Below are 5,078 nucleotides of genomic sequence, written 5' to 3' on the forward strand. Positions count from 1 at the left end.
CTCCTGTAGCCTGACCCGCAAGCTGGGTGTGAAGGAAGAGCCGCTCACACTGCTGAAAAACGTGCGCGGGCTGGAGCTGCTGACGTTTGCCGATCAGGACACCTGCTGCGGCTTTGGCGGAACATTCTCGGTCAAAATGGCTGAAATATCCGGCGAGATGGTGAAAGAGAAAGTTTTTCATCTGATGGATGCGAAGCCGGAATACTTGATTGGCGCAGATGTCAGCTGCCTGCTGAACATTGGCGGTCGACTGCAACGGGAAGGTCAGCCGGTCAAAGTGATGCATATTGCTGAAGTGCTGATGAGCCGCTGAGGGGAAAGAAATGTCGATAAAAACCAGCGATGTAGAATTTAAACTGCGCATTCGTCAGCAGATTGAAGACCCGATCATGCGCAAAGCCGTGGCCAATGCGCAGGAGCGTATCGGCGCGAATCGACAGAAAATGGTCGATGAGTTAGGCCACTGGGAAGACTGGCGCGATCGTGCCAGTCAGATCCGCGATCACGTTCTGAGCAATCTCGACGCTTACCTGTATCAACTCTCCGAGAAAGTGACGCAAAACGGCGGGCACGTCTATTTCGCCAAAACCAAAGAAGAGGCTACCCGCTACATTCTGCAGGTCGCACAGAATAAAAATGCGAAGAAGGTGGTGAAGTCCAAGTCGATGGTGACCGAAGAGATCGGCGTCAATCATGTGCTGCAGGATGCCGGAATTCAGGTGATCGAAACCGATCTCGGCGAATACATCCTGCAATTGGATCAAGATCCGCCTTCGCACGTCGTGGTCCCAGCTATTCATAAAGATCGCTATCAGATCCGCCGTGTGCTGCACGAACGTCTGGGCTACGACGGCCCGGAAACGCCGGAAGCCATGACCTTATTCATTCGCCAGAAGATCCGCGAGGATTTCCTGAGTGCCGAAATCGGTATTACCGGTTGCAACTTTGCCGTGGCGGAAACTGGCTCGGTGTGTCTGGTGACCAACGAAGGCAACGCGCGCATGTGCACCACGCTGCCGAAAACGCACATTGCGGTGATGGGTATGGAGCGTATCGCACCGACGTTTGCCGATGTGGATGTACTGATCACTATGCTGGCGCGCAGCGCCGTGGGCGCACGTCTGACGGGCTACAACACCTGGCTGACCGGCCCGCGTGAGGCGGATAACGTTGACGGACCGGAAGAATTTCATCTGGTGATTGTCGATAACGGGCGCTCGCAGGTGCTGGGCTCAGCGTTTCGTGATGTGCTGCGCTGCATCCGCTGCGGAGCCTGTATGAACACCTGTCCGGCGTATCGTCATATCGGCGGGCATGGCTATGGCTCCATCTATCCAGGTCCCATCGGCGCAGTGATCTCTCCGCTGCTCGGCGGCTATAAAGATTTTAAAGACCTGCCATATGCCTGTTCACTGTGCACGGCCTGTGACAGCGTCTGTCCGGTGCGGATCCCGCTGTCAAAACTGATCCTGCGGCATCGCCGGGTGATGGCCGAGGAGGGCATTACCCCGAAAGCCGAGCGACGGGCGATCAAAATGTTCGCTTATGCCAACAGCCATCCAGGGCTGTGGAAGGTAGGCATGATGGCCGGGGCCCACGCGGCGAGCTGGTTTATCAATGGCGGTAAAACGCCGCTTAAGGTTGGCGCGATTGGTGACTGGATGGAGGCGCGCGATCTGCCTGATGCTGACGGCGAGAGTTTCCGCAGCTGGTTTAAGAAACATCAGGCGCAGGAGAAAAAAAATGGATAACCGTACCGCATTTTTAAACACCGTCGCCCAGGCGTTGGGTCGCCCGCTGCGTTTCGAACCGCACGCGGATGCCGCGCCGGTTAACAACTATGCCAACGAGCGCCTGACCGAACTGAGCCCCGAGCAGCGCTGCGAGGCGTTTATCCAGTTTGCCAGCGAGGTGATGCTGGCCCGCTGCGAACTGACCCGCGAGGATCAGGCCGCAGACGCGGCGCTCCGCCTGTGTGAGGAGCTGGGGCCGCAACCGGTAGTACTGAGCGGCGACAGTCGGCTGGTGGAACTGGGCATTACCGAACGCTTACAGCAGGCATGCAACGCTGTGGTCTGGGACCCGGCGCGCGGTAGCGAAAATATTACCCAGGCCGAGCAGGCGAAAGTCGGCGTGGTCTATGCCGAGTATGGCCTGACCGAGTCCGGCGGCGTGGTGCTGTTTTCCGCGCCGGAGCGCGGGCGTTCCCTGAGCCTGTTGCCGGAGTCGTCGATTTTCGTGCTGCGTAAAAGCACCATCCTGCCGCGCGTAGCGCAGCTGGCGGAAAAACTGCATCAGAAAGCGCAGGCCAGTGAGCGGATACCGTCGTGCATTAACATTATCAGTGGACCCAGTTCGACGGCGGATATTGAGCTTATCAAGGTGGTTGGGGTGCATGGCCCGGTGAAGGCGGTGTATCTGATTATTGAGGATTGCTAAGACAGGATGGAAAACCGCTCTGGCGCTACTGGCCAGAGCGGGACAGACTTTATGCAATCATGCTGATGATCAACACGATTATCAAACCCACCACGGAGTTTACCAGTTCCAGCAGACCCCAGGTTTTCAGCGTATCCTTCACCGACAGGTCAAAGTAGCCTTTGAACAGCCAGAACGAGGCATCGTTGATGTGGGTCAGGGTGTTGGAGCCTGCCGCCGTCGCCAGCACCAGTAACGCCGGATCGACGCCCACCAGTTGACCGGTTGCCGGGTCGAGGATGGCTGCGCTGATAATTCCCGCCGCCGTCATGGCTGAGACCACGCCCTGACCGGTTGCCAGACGAATTAATACGGTTATCAACCACGCCATGATGTACGGAGAAATATTGCCGTGCGACATCAACATACCGATGGTATCGCCAATGCCGGTGTCGATGATGGTCTGCTTCAGTACGCCGCCCGCGCCGATGATCAGGATCACCATCGCGATACTTTTCACCGCGTTTTCAAAGGCGTTCATGACCCATTGCATATCGTGACCACGCGCGGTACCAAACAGCACGAAGGCAACAATCATGGCGATGAACATTGCAATCGGTGAAGAGCCGAGGAAGTTGACCACTTCCCATGCTTGTGTCCCTTTTACCAGCCAGATGTTGGCGATGGTGGTGGAGATCATGATGATCGCCGGGATCAGCGGCACCAGAATAGACACGCCGAATGACGGCAGATTGTTCTGGTCAACCGGGACGTCGGCTTTCATGAATGACGGCGTCGGACGATCGAGGTTGCCGAGGAACTTCGGCAGGATAAGTCCGGCGCAGATTACGCTCGGAATGGTTACCAGAATACCGTAGATGTAGACCATGCCCATGTCAGCGCCGTAGGCGTTAACCAGTGCCACCGGGCCTGGCTGCGGCGGGAACAGAGAGTGCGCGGTGGTGGCGGCGGCAACGGCGGGGATCGCCAGCTTGAGGAACGGGATCTTTGCTTCCGCAGCAATAACGATCACCAGCGGCGCCAGCATAATAAACGCCACTTCATAGAACATCGCCAGGCCGAAGATCAGACCAATAATGATCACCGACAACTGCACATAGCGCAGGCCGAGGCGCGCCAGTAGCGTATGGGCAATCTGATGCGCTGCCCCGGAATCAACCATCAGCTTACCGATGACCGCCCCGAATACCACGATAATCGCCAGCTCTCCCAGCGTACTGCCGAAACCGGATTTCATGGTGTGCAGCAGCTCCATTAAATCCATACCCGCCAGCATGCCGACCGAGAGCGCCGCCAGCAGCAGGGCGACCATCGAGTTTATTTTGAATCTTAGATTAAGTACCAGCATCAGACCGATGCCGAATACGACCCACAGAATATTGAGAACGTGCATAAAACGTCTACCTTCTTTTGGTTGAACCATTATGATTTTGGTTGAGATGTTACATATATTGGTTAACCATTGATGCGATGGATGTCACATAGCGTTACATGTTTACATATTCACCGTGTATTTTTGCGCCGTTCATAGGATCAAAACGGCTTTCATTGTGATTTGGTTAACCAATTTTGCCATTGAGGTTGACATGTAATACCAAAAGGAGGAATTTATGCGCCATATCGTCGAGTCCATAATGTAAACGAGGAACAAAACATGGAACAGACATGGCGCTGGTATGGCCCTAACGATCCGGTCACCTTAGCGGATGTGCGTCAGGCGGGTGCCACGGGCGTTGTCACCGCTTTGCACCATATCCCGAACGGGGAAGTGTGGACGGTTGATGAGATCCTAAAGCGCAAAGCGATTATTGAGCAGGCGGGCCTGGTCTGGTCGGTCGTCGAAAGCGTGCCGATCCACGAAGACATTAAAACTCGTTCTGGCAACTATCAGCAGTGGATCGCCAATTACCAGCAGAGCCTGCGTAACCTGGCCCAGTGCGGCATTCGTACCGTGTGCTATAACTTTATGCCGGTTCTCGACTGGACCCGTACCGATCTGGAATACGTCCTGCCGGACGGCTCCAAAGCGTTGCGTTTTGACCAGATTGAATTTGCCGCCTTTGAGCTGCATATCCTCAAACGTCCGGGCGCGGAAGCAGACTACACCGCCGAAGAGATTGCTCAGGCCAATGAACGCTTCGCAACCATGAGCGATGAAGACAAAGCGCGTTTGACCCGCAATATCATCGCCGGTCTGCCGGGCGCGGAAGAAGGCTATACCCTCGATCAGTTCCGTCAGCATCTTGAGCGTTACAAAGATATCGATAAAGCCGCGCTGCGCGAGAATTTTGCCGTCTTCCTGAAAGCGATCATTCCGGTGGCAGAAGAAGCTGGTGTGCGTATGGCGGTACACCCGGACGATCCGCCGCGCCCGATTCTCGGCCTGCCGCGTATTGTTTCCACCGTGGAAGATATGCAGTGGATGGTGGATACGGTCAGCAGCATGGCGAACGGTTTTACCATGTGCACCGGCTCCTACGGCGTTCGTGCGGACAACGACCTGGTTGACATGATCAAACAGTTTGGTCCGCGCATTTACTTCACCCATCTGCGCTCCACGCTGCGTGAAGATAACCCGAAAACCTTCCATGAAGCGGCGCATCTTAACGGCGACGTTGACATGTACGAAGTGGTGAAAG

The 5,078-nt window shown here is 55.7% G+C and carries 5 protein-coding genes; 4 read left to right on the forward strand and 1 reads right to left on the reverse strand.

The genetic code is table 11. The features are described 5' to 3' along the window. From KQJ18_RS21355 to KQJ18_RS21365, 3 genes are all read left to right on the forward strand, one after another. Window positions 1-313: (Fe-S)-binding protein (locus KQJ18_RS21355; RefSeq protein WP_216422690.1), on the forward strand; the 313-nt coding region annotated here is incomplete at its 5' end. Between the two features lie 10 nt (window positions 314-323). Next, window positions 324-1,751, forward strand: a complete 1,428-nt coding sequence (locus KQJ18_RS21360) for a LutB/LldF family L-lactate oxidation iron-sulfur protein (protein ID WP_216422692.1) — start codon at window positions 324-326, stop codon at window positions 1,749-1,751. Beyond that, a complete protein-coding gene (locus KQJ18_RS21365) occupies window positions 1,744-2,439 on the forward strand; it encodes a lactate utilization protein C (RefSeq protein WP_216422694.1) in 696 nt (231 codons plus the stop codon). Before KQJ18_RS21360 ends, KQJ18_RS21365 begins: the two co-directional genes overlap by 8 nt. Before the next feature lie 49 nt (window positions 2,440-2,488). On the opposite strand, the gene gntP is transcribed toward KQJ18_RS21365, so the two are convergent. After that, window positions 2,489-3,832, reverse strand: a complete 1,344-nt coding sequence (gntP, locus tag KQJ18_RS21370) for a gluconate permease GntP (protein WP_038636883.1) — start codon at window positions 3,830-3,832, stop codon at window positions 2,489-2,491. A gap of 261 nt (window positions 3,833-4,093) precedes the next feature. On the opposite strand from gntP, the gene uxuA reads away from it, so the two are divergent. Continuing rightward, on the forward strand, window positions 4,094-5,078 hold a 985-nt coding region (uxuA, locus tag KQJ18_RS21375; RefSeq protein ID WP_216422696.1), incomplete at its 3' end, for a mannonate dehydratase.

Origin of the sequence: Citrobacter sp. S55_ASV_140 (assembly GCF_018919505.1) — a bacterium.
GTDB classification, from domain to species: domain Bacteria; phylum Pseudomonadota; class Gammaproteobacteria; order Enterobacterales; family Enterobacteriaceae; genus Citrobacter; species Citrobacter werkmanii.

Coding starts and splice junctions, on each gene's coding strand:
- KQJ18_RS21360 (WP_216422692.1), top strand. CDS start 324: ATGTCGATAAAAACCAGCGATGTAGAATTTAAACTGCGCATTCGTCAG.
- KQJ18_RS21365 (WP_216422694.1), top strand. CDS start 1,744: ATGGATAACCGTACCGCATTTTTAAACACCGTCGCCCAGGCGTTGGGT.
- gntP (WP_038636883.1), bottom strand. CDS start 3,832: ATGCACGTTCTCAATATTCTGTGGGTCGTATTCGGCATCGGTCTGATG.